Here is a 14,764-nt window from a genome sequence, read left to right on the forward strand (position 1 = left end):
TATTTAAGTAGATATCCTAATCTTATTTTCATTTAATTTGTCGTAAAATATATCAAAAAAGTTTGACATTTATATTTTTTTTGATATAATTTTGTTGGTATGAAATACATTTATAAATAAAAACAAAAAAATGAGATATGTATTTATAATAATATTCGTATTTGTTTTTTGGGGTTGATTGGTTAATGCAGAATGGGTGCATAAGTGAAATGTATGAAGTAATGGTAGATGTGGTGCTTGAGAATTGGTTCAAGTATATTGATGACCATCATCTTGAACTAGATCTCACGAGCGAGGTGATGGTACTACTATATGATGGAATGGTACTAGATATAGGCAGATAAATTGACCATGAAATACAAGTGCATCATGTTTAGAGTGGCAACCAGATACAAGTACAAATGATTTTGATGTTACTCTTGACTGAGTAGACTGAACAAGTTCTGAAAATTGGGTCTTAGCAAATGAGCTTACTGTAGAAATTTCTTATGATGAAGATTCTGTTTGTTGACCTGCTTGATGTAATTCAATTGATATTAGCTGGGAATTTCATAACAGTGATGGTTCTGGTTCTACAACAATAACTTCAACAAGTCATAGTTTTAGTGTTGATTTGACTGATTTATGAGGTGCAAATGAGCAGGAATTTGAATTGTCAATTGATAATATTGACACTAATGCTACTTCTAATCATAGTCAGAATGTAAGGTATGACTGGCGAGTATTTGCAAATGAGCCAGTAACTCCACATTTTTCTAATGACTTTTATGATACAAGAGTTGGTAATGATAGTGATAATTTTAGGTGACGTATAAGATTAAGAGATGAACATGGAAATTATGTAGTACCAGTTCAGAGAATAAATAGAGAAGTAAGAGTAAATTTTGGGTACGATAATCATGTGTATTTACAACAATATAAAAAAGATTGGGAAGATGACTTGAGTTGAGGAGATAGTTGAATAAGATACCAAAGAACTGCTGATTCAAGCTATAGTAAATTTGATATATGAAATTGAAATAATATAAATTATACCTATGATTATAGTGATGGAATATCTGATTGAGTGTATGATGTTGATATTAAATCCTATGTGCCTACATATGATTGATATGATTTGGCAAATTGAACATTTTCTGTAGAAGAGTTTAGTTATCAAGTAACTGATAATATGGGTAATAATTGGAGTAATTCAGATAGTAGTGCTGAAACAAATTTATCATTTGAGCCTAGGTCAAAAGTAAGTGAAATTGACTGACTTCCACCAATGGCCAATGAGGATGGTGAACAAGATTTTGAAGTGGAGCTTGATAATGCATCTTCTGAATTTATGATAAAATATGATCCTGATTGAGAGCCTATTGATACATATATAGACTGAAATGAATATTGTGTTACTACATATTGATTTGATAGTGATGCTTTTGACTGAGATAGTGATTGTAATGAAATTTTGTCTTCATCTACTAGATATGATTTTACACAGTGGTTTGAAAGACATTCTGGAGAAACCCTTGATCCTGGTGAATTTGGTTATATATCTACTCATTTTGGGTATGATTATGGTGGTGGTGTGTATGCTACCTGGAACTCAGAATTGATATGAAGAACAAATTATAATTATAATCCAGAAGAAAGAGATTTGGCTATGCAGTCTGCTATGTGAGTAGAAGGTGCTATCTCTGCAGAAGATTTTGATGCTTTGAATGAAATATATACTGATGATGAAAGACATTCTCATTGATGACTTTCTAGGTCGGAATTAAGAAACCAAGTAAGAAAATCAGTATGAGGAATGAAGTGAGGTATAGATGGGAATTCTTGAGGTGGATCAGTAAGTTTATGAAATAGTAGTACATCAGAAAGATACCAGAATACATATGTTCATTTTTTTGATGATGATATTTATATAGATTCTAGTAATGTGAATGAGCAAAATTTAGTAGCAACTGAATGATGAGATGTTTTTATAAAGGATAATATTAGAGCAAGTGATGATTGATTGCTTTGAATAGTTTCATTGATGGATGATGATTATAACTGATGAAGTATATATATACATAAAGATGTTACTCATATAGATGCTTTCTTGTATGCGGAAAAAGGTGTTTCTACTTATAAGTGAGACTGGGATGATCCTGAATTTAATTTGACGCAGCATGAGCGTAGGCATCAATTATACATAGAAGGAAGTTTATGGTCTTTCAATACAATGTGATGATCTACAAGAGACGAGCCCGAGTGTCCTTATTTTGTACAATTAGATGATACTGAAACATGTGACACAGAAACTTCAAGAAAATATGATTTGGAATTTCTTAGAAGAACATATCTTGTAAGTGCAGATGCATATTGAGCAGATAGTTATGAGTCATTTATCCCATATTATGATGAAAACGAGTGATGACCAGCTGAGCTTATTTGAGGTATTGAGTGTGAGGTTTCTGGTGATGTTGTTGAATGTACTCGTACTTCTTGAGAACCAATTTTAGAGGATGATGAATGGCAGTGAAGTGATCCTTTTGAGTGTGATCAGTGATGAGGAGCTTGTGATTTAGAAGACTTTATTCATAAGCTATCTCCTATATACCTAAGATATGATAATAGAGTTACAGAAAAATGACTTCCTATTTTTTCAGAAGTTGTTAATTAAGTTGCTTATTTTTAAAATGTAAAGCAATTTTAGATAAAATACTTGCTCTTAATGTTGTCTGTATTGTTTGTATTGATTGTGTTAATATTTGCTTATATCAAAATTAGCTTGAAAAGGAAATCAAAAAAAATATAATTTATTTAGGTAAAATTTAAGTTTGTTTATATTTTAATATAATCATGTGTTATGTGAGAATTTAAATTAGATAGGGGTATATATACGAAGAAAATATTGGAAAAGTCTATTAAGGAATTTGAAGATTATTGCTGAAAGAAAATAGATTATGATGAAAATAAAACTGAATTTACTTTGAAGTGTGAAGAAGATGATTTTGTTGATATAGTAGATAATTATATTTATTTGTATAATGAAGCTAATTAGAATGGAAAATTTTGTTAAAAAAATAGAAAAATGAACATTTAATTTTGAAATGGTAGTAGATTGAAAAATCTTTGATAAAAAGACTATATTAAGAGCTGCATATGAGCTTGTAGATAAAGTGTATATGTTTTTTAAGAAAGATGGGGATGATTTTGTTGTTCAGTTCAAGCTTAAAGATGAAAAACTAGATATGGATGGTATTGTAGATTCTTTTTGAGAAGAGTTGGTGTTTCATGATTTGAGGTCTCAGATAGATAAAAAAACAGGTAAAATGAAGGAAAGAATTATGGAAACAGCTTTAGGTTATGGTTTAACGTTAGAGGATGTTAAGTTAGATCTAGAAAAACTTCTTCCTTGATCGAACCCTTGATCTCTTGATTGATGAGATGAGTGAGATCAAAAACAAAAGTCTATTGATGAAATAATGAAAGAAATAGAAAGTGATCCTGATTTTGAGGATGATAAAGATGAGATTTTGTGAATACTTAAGGAAATAGAAGAAGATGAGATGGAAAATAAAAAAGAAGGATAATTATTTACATTTATATAATCTTATTGGTGATGGAAAAAATCAATCTAAAAAATAAAAAAATATTGCCATTTAAATTTAAAAAACTAAAAAGTTGAAAATATTTTTTGAGTAATGATTTTTGACAATGGTTAATATTGTCTGAAAGAGAATTTAATGATTTTATTGATTGAAAAACTTCTTCTGAATTGGAAGATAGGTTGGTTTCAGCTGGTATGCAAAAATCAAGTAGATTAGATAAAAATGATGAAATGTATATTAAATATCTTGCTTGAAAATGGTTGAATAGATATCATTATATAATGCAATGACCAAGCTTGCATATAATAGTATTAACGTTAGCATGTAATCATTCTTGTAAATACTGTCATGCTAGTGCTAAAATCGATGATTCATGAAAATATCATTTATCAAATGAAAAGATAAAAAAGACTATAGATGTGATATTTAATACAACTGCATGAGCTATAGATATAGAATTTCAGTGATGAGAACCAACTGCTAATTGGGAAGGTTTGAAGTATGCTGTTGAATATATTCATGAAAAAAACAAAGTGTATAATCTAAAAGTAAATATAAACTTAGTTTCAAATCTTACAATGATTGATGATGAGAAGATGAACTTTTTGTTAGATAATTGAGTAGATATTTCTACTAGTATAGATTGACCAAAAGAAGTTCATGATTGGAATAGAGCTTGGATAGGTGATACAAGTAGTTTTGAGACTGTTTCAAAGTGGGTTAAAAAAATTAATTTTGAGTATGAGAAAAGGTGACTTGAGAAAAAAGTATGAGCTATATGTACAGTTACAAATAAGCTTCTTGATAAACCACAAGAACTAGTAGATACTTATATAAGTTTATGACTAGATAATATATTTGTAAGACCTTTAAATCCTTATGGTATGGCTACGAAACTATGGGATAGTATAGGATATAATTATGAAGAATACTGGAGCTTTTATGAAAAAATGTTAGATTATATAGAAAATAAGCAAGAAAAATGAATAAATATATCTGATACATACTCTCATAAAATACATTGTTGAAACTTAAGATCATCTAAAAGAATAAATTATATGGAAGAGAGGAGTCCTTGTGGTGCTGTGCTTGGTCAGGTAGCCTATAACTGGGATTGAGGAATATATACATGTGATGAATGAAGAATGCTAGCTCAAACTTGAGATTGTTCATTTAAGATATGAGAAATTGATAATAGATCTGCTGAAGAAATATATAAATCTATGGTTTTAGATGTTGTAACAAAGGTTATGTTGTCTGCAAGTATTATAGACTATCTTCCTGGTTATGACACCAATCCAGTAAGTAATTATATATGAACTTGCCCTATATACAGTTATACAATTAGTTGAAATATTAATAGTAAGTACAAAAAAGAAGATAGGTTTAAGCTTCAAGAAGATACTCTTGAAAGACTTGTAGATCAATAATTTTTAAATATTAAAAATAATTTAAATGATACATAAGAAAAAAAATATTAACTCAATGGTTAGACATGAAGATCAAAAGGTTTCTGGTAAAAAAACAAATTTACCTTTATATGTTTGAGCTTTGTTTGCTGCAGGAGCGTCTTCTGCATGAGTGTCTTCAGAGGAAAATATTAGTAAATATTTTGAAATAGAGTCTGCTTATGCTTTTAATTATGGTGTTAGTAATGATAGTAATACCCATCATACAGATACTGATGATAGCTGATTTGATAATGTTGAGGTTGAAATAGATCAAAAAACTTTTACTATTGATAAAAATGTGAATGGGCATATTAGTTGATCTATAGATACAAGAAATTATGTAGGCTTATCTCATTGAAGTCATGGTAGTCATGCTAGTCATTGAAGTCATTGAAGTCACTGAAGTCACTGAAGTCATTGAAGTCACTGAAGTCACTGAAGTCACTGAAGTCACTGAAGTAGGTGGTAATTTTTTTAAAATTTAAGTATAATATTAATGTTTACAAATAAAGTGTTTGTTATGTTTTTTTCTTTAATATTATTCTTTTTTCTTGTAATATTTGTTTATTATTTCTTAGTTAATGATAGGTCTATACATGAAAGTGATGGAGAATCTGCTTTGAATCAAGATGATGATAGAATTGAATTAGATGAGGAAAATGAAGAGGAAAATGAAGAGGAAAATGAAGAGGAAGAAGATTATGTAGAAAGTGTTGAGAATGCTCTAGGTTCAGATTATCTTGAAAGAGAAAGAGAACAATTTTGAGAAGATTTTAATAAAAATAGGCCTTTGACAGATGAAGAAATAGAAGAAACAAAAAAAATACTAGTAGAAGAGTATTGAGTTGATTTAGATGAACACAATAATATAGAAGAACTTATAAAAGAAAATTATGAGCAAATTACTGTCGAATGAGGATTTGAAGTTGGTCGTGATTTGTCTAGTTCTGAAAGAGAACTTATAATATCTATTTTAGAGGATCATGAAGAAGCTTGAGATATACCAAATTTATCAAATCAACAAAAAGAAAATTTTGCTTATTGGATGGAAGTGGAAGATTTTCGTTATTTTGTTAATAATCCTATTTATTATTTAAAAAAGTTTTTTAATGAACATGAAGATATAGATCATGATTCTGTTGAGCTAGAATTAAGAAATTTTATAAATGAACAAATAAATAAATGAACTTTCCCTAAAATGTCTAATAAAGAAATTAATAATTTTGTATCTTATATAGAACCTAATGATAAAGAAAATTTTATGAAAAACCCTGAAAAATATATTGATGAATTTATTAGTGAGCAAAAAAGAAGTAGAGATTATGTTATGTCAAGCTGAGAGTATAAATTATGGAAGATGTTTTTAAGTTGAAATTCAGATGAAGCATTTGAAAAATTAAATAAGACTGCCGAAGAAGAATGATATAGAACTGATATATATGCAAAAATATTTAAAATATACAGTGACTATATTTTTGGAACAAATTATTTTGAGTCAGAAGAAAAAGAAAGATTTTTTAGTTGTTTATCAACTTGAACTTATAATGAATCATTTGATGATGAAGTATTAGATAAGATTTGTGAATGAAAAGATGAAATTATATATTATGATGATGATTGAGAAGTTTTTGTTAACTATTGATTTGTTAATTATACACTTAATTATTTAAAAGAATTAAATGATTGAAATGAAGACAAATTAACTGAAATTTTGAATACTAATTATAATCATAACAACTTAAAAAGTAGTACATGAGAGAATTATGATCATTGAAAAAAAATTTTATATTATTTAGTTTGAAAAGTAATTATTTGATATGATATAGATGTTATAAAAAATGATTATGATGAAATAGAACATTCTTTGGAAAATAACTGAGATTGTGAACAGATAAGTGATTCTAATTTAAAAAATTATTGTGAAAATATTTTTTATTAATTCTTTTAATTGATTATTATGCTAAAGAAATATTATTGACCCTCGACTGAACGATGAAATTTAAAAGAAATAATTGTATGAGATGTAGAAAACTTTAACTTAAAAAATATTGAAGAAACATTTAAAGTTTTGTTTTGAGAAAATTTGAGGCATAGTACTTTTGAAAATTTTAAAGATTACCGTGTTGATTCACAAAAAATTAAAGAAAGACAGGAAGATTTAGATAATCTATCAGAGCTTTTGAAAAAGCTTTGAGTGAAAGTTTATAGACCTGAAAGATTAGAAAGGGTAAAGGCTTTCAGAGGCCCATATTTTAAAGGTGTGATGTCATCTGCTGCCAATCCTAGAGATTTGATTTTTGTTTATAAGGATAAAATTATAGAAAGCACTCCGTGAGGGGTGAACAGATATTTTGAAAAAGATTTATATTATAAGATATTACAGGAAAAATTTGAAGAAGGAGCAGTATGGCTTTCTGCTCCAAGTCCTTCTTTTAGAAAAGGTCGTTTTGATTTTAAGGAATGGGATGAAAAAAGAGATTTTAAAAATTTTGATAGGTTAAAATATGATATAGTTTTTGAGGCAGCACATATGTTAAAATTGTGAGATGATATATTGTTTAATATATCAAGTTATATGCATGAGTTGTGAGCTGATTGGATGCAAAAAGTTTTGTGAAGCGATACAAGAATACATAAGGTTTATTACTTAGATGACAATCATATTGATTGAAAATTATCAGCTCTTAGTAGATGAATATTTTTGGCAAACAATGAATTAATGCAAAAAGATATTAAAAATTATTTGCCCAAGAAATTTCATGATTGGAAAGTAATTTATACCTGAGAAGAATCTGGGAAGTTTAATCATAACTCTTATTTGGATACTGATATGAACTATATTCAGCTTTGTAGTATGAGATGAGCAAATACTAATGTTTTGTCTATAAGTGAAAACAGAGTATTGGTTATGGATTATGCAGAAAAAACTATTAAAAAGCTGGAAGAAAATGGTTTTGATGTAATTCCAGTTAGAATGAGACATTGTGAATTGTTTGGGGGATGATTACATTGTGCTACTTTGGATTTAAAAAGAGAAGATTAATATTGATGGATAGACCTTTATTATTTGAAATAGTTATAACAAATTGATGTAATAAAAGATGTCCTTATTGTGATATTAATTTTGAAAGATGATTTATAAAAAATGAAGTTGTTGATAATTTCATTAAATCTATAAGAAATTATGATTGAGAGTTAGGGTGAATTCATATCAATTTTTTTTGATGAGAGCCTTTGTTGTGAAAACAACATATTGATCATGTTTTAAAATCATTAGAAGAAATAAAAACAAAAATAACATATAGTTTGGTTACAAATTGATGGTTAATAGATGATTTTATTATAGAAAGAATATACAAATATGATATTAAAGTAGATATTAGTATAGATACTATAAATAATGATGTTTTGAAAGAAAATAAACATATAAAAGAGATTGCAAGCAGAGAAAAGACAAGTGTTAATTATATATTTGTTCCTTGACAAATGAGTAATATTGAGGAAACAGCTGCTGTTATGAATGGTATCTGATTTGAAAATATTAATATAATACCAGTATATACTACTATGAGTTGGAACAATGAAAATATAAAAATATTAGCAAAAAAAATTAATCAGTTTATCAAAATAAGTAAATCCAAAAATATATGATATTTTAAGTATGATAGATGATTTTCCAGAGAAAGACAGTTTATATTAGATGTGTGAGGAGAAATATATCAGGATGTAGATAGTGATATTCGGCTTCAAAAGCAATATAATATTATTCCTGAATTTCTTAAAAAAAAGGTAGAAAATGAAATGTATCTATGAAATATAAACTATCAGAATTTAAATGAGATTATATGTTGATATGATGAGAGCGTTATATACAATTTGCTAAAAGAATTCGAACTTGAAATTTGAAAACAAAAAGAATATAAGAAAATAGATAAGATAATAGATTATTTTAGTATAATGACCAAAGCTAAGGATAGATAAAATAATGTTTATTTTTTAAATTTAATTATGAAAAAAAAAACTTCGGAAGTTACTACAGTTACCAGATGAATAGAAGTTGAACTAACAAGTATATGTTCTCTTAACTGTGAATTTTGTATTAAAAGTTATAGAACAGAGTTTGGTAACATGGATTTTGATACTTTTTCTAAAGTTGTAGATTTTATAAAATTTCTTTGATGTATGGAAGTGGATATATCGTGAGTTGGTGATATTTTTCAAAATGATTCTTTGTATGAGTTTATAGATCATTTATTTGAAAAACTTCCTAATATAGATGCAGTTATTCCTACTAAATGACAGGATGTAACAATGGAAGATCTTAAAAAAATAAAAAGTTATAATGATAAAGGGTATAATATTACATTGATGGCATCTGTAATATACTTAACTAAATGGAAATTTGATAAGTTTGTTGGTAGAAATCAATATGAAAAATTTGTTAAGTTTATAGATATGTTGAGGGATTCAGGAGTTAACTTTTCTCGAGAATTTGTGATACTAAAGAATAATTTGGATGATTTTGAGAAATTTAAAAAATTAGCTGAAAAAATAGGAAAAGAGTATGGAACCTTGTTGGCATATAATTTTTGATGAAATCTTTCAGATGAAATTCATAAAAAATATTTTGATGAAGAAATTTTGAGAGATTATTTTGAATATAGGTCAAAGGAAGATGTATGTGAGGTGATGAAATATGATCATTTTTTTGTAGATTATAAAGGAGATGTATATATTTGTGCTAATATGGGTATAAATCCAGATGCATTGCTTTGAAATATAAATGATGTTTATCATGATTTTAATATTTTGTTAGAAAGAAAACAAGAATTTAGAAAAAAATATCATGATATTTGTAATAAATGTTTCTTTTATAAATATAAACTTCATGATTAAAAATGATAACTCATACTTTTTATGCTTTAGTCTTATATCAGGCCCAAATATTATACAATCAAGATCTTTGAAATGGTTACTTTCTTTTTGATATAAAAGAAAAAACTATGTGAAAAATAATTGTGGAGTTTAAAAAATGAAATAAAAAGAAAGGTATTTTATTTGTGCATAAAGATTTTAATACTGACAGAGTAGACTATCAAACAAATAATTGGTTTATTGTGTGAGAAAAGAGTTTGGTAGAATTTGTTTGAAAGAAAATATTAGATAATGAGCATGAAGATTTTAATTTTTTTAAGACATCTGAAGAATATATATGAAAAATATTTTGAGTGGTGCTTACAATAACAACTCATTGTAATCTGGCTTGCTATTATTGTTTCAACGATTATGATTATAATTTAGATCAAAGAAACTTTATAAAACCTTTAACTTTTGAACAAATAAAGTGAATAGTTGATGATTTGTATAAAAATTGATGTAGAGATATTATAATTTCATGATGAGAACCCTTATTGCATTACGATTTTTTTAATATAATTGACTATTGTTTAAATAAGTGAATATATGTTCGTGTAAATACTAATTGAGATCTCTTGAATTCTAGAATAGTAGATAAAATAATTCAGTATCCTATAAACTTGATGGTTTCAATACACGAATTTAATGAAAAAGATTATGCATATACAAATGTTAGATGATTCAGTGAAATTTATAAAAAAGATGTGCCAGAAGAAGTTTTTTATAAAAAGTTTAGAAATAAAATAGAAAATTTAAAAATAATATATAAATATCCTAATATTAATTTAGAGTTTATGACTATACTTGATAATAAAAATATTATAAACCTAGAAAAAATATATGATTTTTGCTTGAATCAATTTTGAATAACACAGTGGCATTTTTTTAGGCTATATAGTACAAAAATTTCTAAATGAATTTCAAAATGAATGATGTCACTTGCTATAAGAAAATTGTACAATCTTAATAAAAAATATAATGTTGATTATAAAATAGTTGATGCAGTTCCTTTTTGTGTTACTAGAAAAACAGATTTGGCAGAAAAAGTAATTGAATGAGAATTAGCAGATAATCATAATGTAAAATTTATTATTACCAATGAATGAGGTTTTCAATTGATGTCATGATTTGATACTGTTGTTTGAAGTGTATTTGAAGAATCTATTTCAGAACTTTTGAGTAAAGAATTTACTCAAAAGATGCTAAATAATTGATTTCTTCCAAATGAATGTTTGGATTGTGTGTATAAAAATCATTGCAAGGGTGGAAGTAGAATGGAAGCACATATAGCTACCTGAAGCTATGCTGATTTTGATCCTTTATGAAAAATAGCAAATAAAAAATGTCAGATATAAGAATTGTAAATATATGTAATAATAATTGTATATATTGTCTAGAATCTTCTTATAGAAAAAAAAATAAGTATGAATCTTTAGATTATATTTATTTTCAAATAAAAGAAATTTCTAAAAACACAGATTTTCTATGAATTTTTGGATGAAATCCTTTGTTGCATCCAAATCTTTTGAATATCTTAAATTATGCAAGAACTCAAGGCATTAACAATATTTCCATACTTACTAATACTTATAAACTGGATAAAAATTTAATAAGTGATTTAGAAAAAAATTGACTAACTTGAATATGATTTTATTTTAATACTTTTGATAAGTATACTCATGAATTAGTTAGTTGATGAGGAATATGATATGAGGAGTTATTAAAAAATATAAATTTAATTTCAAAATCAGATCTATCTTATAAAGCAATTATTCATATAAATAAACAAAATATCGAAAATTTATATAAGGATGTTTTTATTTTATACAAAAAATTTGGTGTAGAAAGTTTTGAATTTATTTGATTTTTTCCATTTGACAAACCTTATGAAAAAAATAATAGAAATTTACTTTTTCTTGATTATAATAACTACAGAAAAAGCATAAATAAATTGTTTGATGTTTTAGATAAAATTTGAGTAGAAACACATTTTATAAAATTTCCAAGAAGTTTTTTTGGGAACTATTGAAAATATTATGATTATAAATTTTGAGTATATGAGCAATTATGAAAAGAAGATATACAAAGGTTAAAAAAAACAGAACCGTATTGTAAAATAGAAAATAGGTGTAAATTTTGTTTTTTAATAGATTATTGTAATAATGAATGAATAGCATAACATTATTTTTAACTAATAAATGTAATTTGCATTGTGATTATTGTATAGTTAATATATGAAATAAATCGATTAACGAAAACAATTTTTCTTGTCTATATAATTTTTTAAGTAAAAACATAAAAAAAATAGATACTATAAAATTTCTTTGATGAGAGCCATTGATTGAATATAATAAAATTAAAAAAATAGCTAATATTTCTAAAAATATTAATTTTGAATTGGCTACTAACTGATATTTTATTAACAAGGAAATTGCTGATTTTCTGAAAGAAAAAAACTTCAAAGTTAACTTGTCTTTAGATTTTCAAAATAAAAACTATACTGAGAAATCCGAATATTTTAAAGGTTATAAAGATTTTTATTTTTCTTTGACTTTGACACCTGAAAATCTTGATAATGCTTATGAATTTGTCAAAGGTTTTTATAAAAAATGATTTCGTAATTACAATATTTTACCTGTATTTTATAATAATCTTTGGACTGATTCAGATATTGAAAAATTAAAATTATTGTATAAAAAACTTTTATCTTTGAAAATAGGATATAAAGAACTTTTTTTTGAGTGAGTTAATGATGGGGACGAAAAGTTGTTGAATTATGATAAGATTTTTATAAATTACGATTGAGAAATTTTTTTATCAGATGTGGTGGAAAACTATATAGGAATATGATGAGATCTAAAAGATTCTGCTAAAATATGAAATATCAAAGATGTTGAAAATATAGATAGTTTGAATAAAATTATTAAAGAAAAAGAATACTTAATAGATAGTTATTTAAAAAGCTTTGAAGAAAAAGAAAAAAAATTATTTGATGTTGTGGATTATTTTTCAACTTATTATAATAAAATAAGTAAGTATTATTAGACTATGTTTTATTTTTGAAATTTGAATAATGAAATTTTCAATCTGATATAATGAAAAGCCTGGTTTCTTTGACTTATTGTATGAATATATGGATTTTATAAGTTCTGTTAATTTTGCTCCCCTAAGGAACTAACTTCGACTTGAAGAACTCCAAGGCAGGAGTGAGATTATTGTTGAGACATTTATCGTTTAATAGAAAAATGTAATGAGTTTTGAATAGAGCCAATCATGCTTTTAAATTCAATGTTCACTTGAAAAGAAACATTTAGTAATTTAAAAAATATATTTAAATTTATTGCTTTTTTGGATGATACTTCTACTATTTCAATAAAAGTTACTAATATGTTACTTTACAAGTTTTTAAGAAAGAAATTTCCAAATAAAAAAATATATTCTTCTGTTAATTGTAGGGTAAAAACAGTTGAGCATGCTATCTATTTAAAAGAATTATGAGTAGATGTTATAACTATAGATAGGGACATTAATAGAAATATTGAATTAATAAAAAAAATAAAGAAAGAAACTGGCTTAGAATTGCAACTTATGCTGAATGAAAACTGTTTTAGGAATTGTCCCTTCAGGAATGAGCATTTTCAGGCTGTAGCATGATGATATGAAACATTGCATTGAGTGGATTTTGAAGAACTTACTTGTTATCCAATGTTGAGAAAAAATAAAAGAATGTTTTTTAGAATTCCTTTTATCAGGCCAGAAGATTTGAAACATTATAATTGATATATTAATCATTTTAAGTTGGTTACAAGAGATTCGTCTACAGAACAAATAAAGTTTTTATTAGATATATATAAAAATGAAAATTATGATTGAAATCTTATAAATATCTTTGACTGGGAAGTAATTAGTCATTGGTGAAACTTATATGTTGATAATAAAAAACTAGATAGACTTAATTTCTTCGAAAAGATCCAGCATTGTCCTTGCAATTGTGATATTTGTAATGTTTGCGAAATATTCTTTGAAAGCTAAATAACCTAAAAGAATTATATTTATATAAAATATTAGCTAATTATACTTTTAATTTATTTGTAAATATGGAAAATAAAGAATTAATAAAAAAATGGAATAAGTATTATAATAAAAATAAGACTTCTGTTGATTGGGGATTTTATAAACCAGACCAACATGTTGTTGATTTCTTAAATTACTATGATTTCACTTGTAATTTGAAGGCTTTAGATGTGGGTTGCTGACATTGAAAGAATTCTTATGCTTTTTTTGAAAAAGGAATAAATTATTATTGAATAGATTTTGCCAAAGAACCCATAGAATATGCATACAATAATATTTCTAGTGGAAAATTCATATTCTGAGATATTTTAAGTATAAATTTTAACTTAAAATTTGATATCATAGTAGATGCTTGATGTTTTCATGTTAATGAAAAACAAAAATGAAGAAAAATTTTAAAGAAATATAAGGAAATAATTAAAAGTACTGGAAAGATTTTTATAAGAGTTTTTAAGGCAAGAAAAATAATAAACCATCCTTTGTTTTATATCGATTCGGAGTTGCCTGTTTGGGGATACACTTATAATGAGATATATAAAATACTTTCTCAAGATTTCTTTATTGAAAAGAGCATATATGATCCCTTTTATTATAAAGAAGATGAGATTTTGTATTTTTATTTAAGCAAATAAATTTTTATTTGTATTTTCTGTATTCCAATAAATCAATGTCCGAATTAATTAAACAGTATCTATGTAATAAGTCATTAATCTTTTGAACTTCTACTTTAAAACAATC

Annotated in this window: 14 protein-coding genes; all 14 read left to right on the forward strand. The window is 25.7% G+C overall.

Annotation, left to right across the window (positions count from 1 at the left end; genetic code table 25):
• Positions 1–130: 130 nt before the first annotated feature.
• The 14 genes from HLG78_RS04125 (at position 131) to HLG78_RS04190 (ending at position 14,658) form a co-directional block, all read left to right on the forward strand.
• Positions 131–2,653 carry a hypothetical protein gene (locus HLG78_RS04125; protein ID WP_231176363.1) on the forward strand — a complete coding sequence of 841 codons (2,523 nt, stop codon included), beginning with the start codon at positions 131–133 and terminating at the stop codon, positions 2,651–2,653.
• 186 nt (positions 2,654–2,839) lie between these two features.
• Entirely contained in the window at positions 2,840–3,034 is a 195-nt protein-coding gene (locus HLG78_RS04130) for a hypothetical protein (RefSeq protein ID WP_231176366.1), read from the forward strand.
• Positions 3,021–3,566, forward strand: coding sequence for a His-Xaa-Ser system protein HxsD (gene hxsD / locus HLG78_RS04135; RefSeq protein ID WP_231176368.1), 546 nt, complete (start codon positions 3,021–3,023; stop codon positions 3,564–3,566). The genes HLG78_RS04130 and hxsD overlap by 14 nt, the downstream gene beginning before the upstream one ends.
• A 29-nt stretch (positions 3,567–3,595) precedes the next feature.
• On the forward strand, positions 3,596–5,014 hold the full coding sequence (hxsB, locus tag HLG78_RS04140; protein ID WP_231176371.1) for a His-Xaa-Ser system radical SAM maturase HxsB: 1,419 nt from the start codon (positions 3,596–3,598) through the stop codon (positions 5,012–5,014).
• A 25-nt stretch (positions 5,015–5,039) separates the two neighbouring features.
• Positions 5,040–5,504 (forward strand): His-Xaa-Ser repeat protein HxsA4, encoded by a 465-nt coding sequence (gene hxsA4 / locus HLG78_RS04145; protein WP_231176373.1) that lies wholly within the window; start codon positions 5,040–5,042, stop codon positions 5,502–5,504.
• A gap of 51 nt (positions 5,505–5,555) precedes the next feature.
• Positions 5,556–6,974 (forward strand): hypothetical protein, encoded by a 1,419-nt coding sequence (locus tag HLG78_RS04150; RefSeq protein ID WP_231176376.1) that lies wholly within the window; start codon positions 5,556–5,558, stop codon positions 6,972–6,974.
• An 18-nt stretch (positions 6,975–6,992) separates the two neighbouring features.
• Positions 6,993–8,078: a hypothetical protein gene (locus tag HLG78_RS04155; RefSeq protein WP_231176379.1), complete on the forward strand. Its 1,086-nt coding sequence runs from the start codon at positions 6,993–6,995 to the stop codon at positions 8,076–8,078.
• A gap of 5 nt (positions 8,079–8,083) precedes the next feature.
• A complete protein-coding gene (locus tag HLG78_RS04160) occupies positions 8,084–9,016 on the forward strand; it encodes a radical SAM protein (protein WP_231176381.1) in 933 nt (310 codons plus the stop codon).
• A gap of 27 nt (positions 9,017–9,043) precedes the next feature.
• A complete protein-coding gene (locus HLG78_RS04165; protein ID WP_231176385.1) occupies positions 9,044–9,931 on the forward strand; it encodes a radical SAM/SPASM domain-containing protein in 888 nt (295 codons plus the stop codon).
• A 2-nt stretch (positions 9,932–9,933) separates the two neighbouring features.
• Positions 9,934–11,307: a radical SAM/SPASM domain-containing protein gene (locus tag HLG78_RS04170; RefSeq protein ID WP_231176389.1), complete on the forward strand. Its 1,374-nt coding sequence runs from the start codon at positions 9,934–9,936 to the stop codon at positions 11,305–11,307.
• The gene (locus tag HLG78_RS04175) at positions 11,295–12,131 is read left to right on the forward strand and encodes a radical SAM protein (protein ID WP_231176393.1); all 837 of its coding nucleotides are present in this window, start codon (positions 11,295–11,297) and stop codon (positions 12,129–12,131) included. The genes HLG78_RS04170 and HLG78_RS04175 overlap by 13 nt, the downstream gene beginning before the upstream one ends.
• Positions 12,119–12,997, forward strand: a complete 879-nt coding sequence (locus HLG78_RS04180; RefSeq protein ID WP_231176396.1) for a radical SAM protein — start codon at positions 12,119–12,121, stop codon at positions 12,995–12,997. The genes HLG78_RS04175 and HLG78_RS04180 overlap by 13 nt, the downstream gene beginning before the upstream one ends.
• Before the next feature lie 243 nt (positions 12,998–13,240).
• The gene (locus HLG78_RS04185; RefSeq protein WP_231176400.1) at positions 13,241–13,984 is read left to right on the forward strand and encodes a U32 family peptidase; all 744 of its coding nucleotides are present in this window, start codon (positions 13,241–13,243) and stop codon (positions 13,982–13,984) included.
• Between the two features lie 65 nt (positions 13,985–14,049).
• Positions 14,050–14,658 (forward strand): class I SAM-dependent methyltransferase, encoded by a 609-nt coding sequence (locus HLG78_RS04190; RefSeq protein ID WP_231176404.1) that lies wholly within the window; start codon positions 14,050–14,052, stop codon positions 14,656–14,658.
• Positions 14,659–14,764: the final 106 nt, after the last annotated feature.

This window comes from Candidatus Absconditicoccus praedator (assembly GCF_021057185.1).
GTDB lineage: Bacteria > Patescibacteriota > Gracilibacteria > Absconditabacterales > Absconditicoccaceae > Absconditicoccus > Absconditicoccus praedator.